Origin of the sequence: Chamaesiphon sp. OTE_8_metabat_110 (assembly GCF_031382685.1) — a bacterium.
Lineage (GTDB): Bacteria > Cyanobacteriota > Cyanobacteriia > Cyanobacteriales > Chamaesiphonaceae > Chamaesiphon.
This window is the reverse complement of record NZ_JANMZA010000529.1, coordinates 1-1,675: the sequence shown is the minus strand read 5'-3', so window position 1 is coordinate 1,675 and position 1,675 is coordinate 1. Positions and strand designations below refer to the sequence as shown.

Genomic DNA, 1,675 nt, shown 5'->3' with positions numbered 1-1,675 from the left:
CATCGGTTATTACCTAACCCAAGTTGCTACCTATTACTTGCCTGCGACTCACGTCGCGGCTAATAATGCAAAGTCCGCCTACGCGGACTAATAAATTCAGTCCGCGTAGGCGGACTTTGCAACACTAGCGGAGACTTTAGTCTCTGAGTAATTCTTATCTCAAATTATCATTAATTGGAACTTAATCATGACTAAGACTTTACCTCTAGAAACCGCCAACATTTCAACCTCGATCGAACAGCCAATGGTCACGATCGTGGTCGTACCGCGCGAACGGTTTAGCTATTCCCAACAATCATTAGAAAGCGTTTACGCCGAGACAGATTATCCCTTTGAATTGGTATATGTTGATGGTGGATCTTCCCCGCAACTCAAGGCTTATTTAGAAACACAAGCGCAAGAGAGACAATTTAAACTAATTCGCACCGAACATTTTCTCTCCCCCAATCGCGCCCGCAATATCGGCATCCAAGCCGCACGCGGTAAATACATCGTCTTTGTCGATAATGATGTCCTCGTCCAAAAAGGATGGTTGCAAAAATTGGTAGAGTGCGCTGAAGAAACTGACGCGACAGTCGTTGGTACCCTCACCTGCATCGATAGCCCCGTTCATGAAGTCGTCCACAATGGTGGCGGTACAACTTACATCGAAGTTCGCACCGAAGGCACCAAAACGGGTCGCTATGCCGTCCAAAAAAGTTATTTGGAAGGAAAACGAGTCTCGAAGATTGCCGACCAAATGACCCGCTTTAAGTGCGAATTTGTCGAGTTCCACACCGCCTTAGTCCGTAAATCATTTTTTGACGAACACGGCTTGCTCGATGAAGGCTTGCTCAGTACGCGGGAGCATATCGATCTGTGCTTGTGTGCGGCGAAAGCTGGCGGTACCGTCTACTGCGAACGTCAAAGTATCGTCACTTATATGACTGGAGCGGAGTTCGATTGGTATGACTATACCTACTTCAGCTTGCGCTGGAGTGATGCTTGGGATTTGGCGAGTTTCGACCATTTTCGCGCCAAGTGGGGTGTGGAAGAAGATTGGTACTTCCACCGTCGCTACAATCGCCTCGGTCGTCGTCGCTATCGCGCTTTGATGCGTCCGATTATCAGTCGGTTCCCACTCAAGGATAAGCGCAGTGATTTTGCTGATTGGCTGCAAGTTGTCGAGCGTCCGATCAATAACTTTATCAGCGATCGATATGCTCGTCTACACGAATATGCCAGTCACAGTCTGGGCTTACGTCGATCGCAACGATTGAAAGATGGGGTGAAATTTGAGAAGCCATTGAAGGAAAAGGCAGATTCAGAATTGGAATCGGTTTGAGTTGTGGCGTAATCCCGTTACCCCACCCCAGCCCTCCCCTTGGAAAGGGGAGGGAGCTACAGCCCCCCATTCCAAGGGGGGTTGGGGGGGTAACACCATCTCAGCCGCACTCCAGCACACCATCCACAAATCACCCCCTCGGTAAGTATCTATACAACCCAAAATAATGATTCAGACAGGACAGAAAGAACTAAAAGGCATCATCCCCGGTAGTTGGCACATCCTGGTCAAATTCTGGCCACAAATCCGCCAGCGGAAACTGCTCATCGGTACCTCATTATTCGCGCGGTTGCTCGAAACTGCGCTAGGATTGCTCGAACCTTGGCCGCTGAAATTCATTTTCGACGGCGT

General features: G+C 49.1%; 1 protein-coding gene and 1 pseudogene. Both read left to right on the top strand.

Annotated elements, in window-relative coordinates; genetic code table 11:
• Nucleotides 1–187: 187 nt before the first annotated feature.
• Nucleotides 188–1,324 carry a glycosyltransferase gene (locus tag RMO52_RS19175; RefSeq protein ID WP_310417441.1) on the top strand — a complete coding sequence of 379 codons (1,137 nt, stop codon included), beginning with the start codon at nt 188–190 and terminating at the stop codon, nt 1,322–1,324.
• Nucleotides 1,325–1,490: 166 nt separating this feature from the next.
• Nucleotides 1,491–1,675: pseudogene (locus RMO52_RS19170) on the top strand (ABC transporter ATP-binding protein); the annotation flags it as partial.

Bases quoted from the DNA above. Each gene is read 5' to 3' on its own strand.
- RMO52_RS19175 (WP_310417441.1), top strand. From the start codon at position 188: ATGACTAAGACTTTACCTCTAGAAACCGCCAACATTTCAACCTCGATC.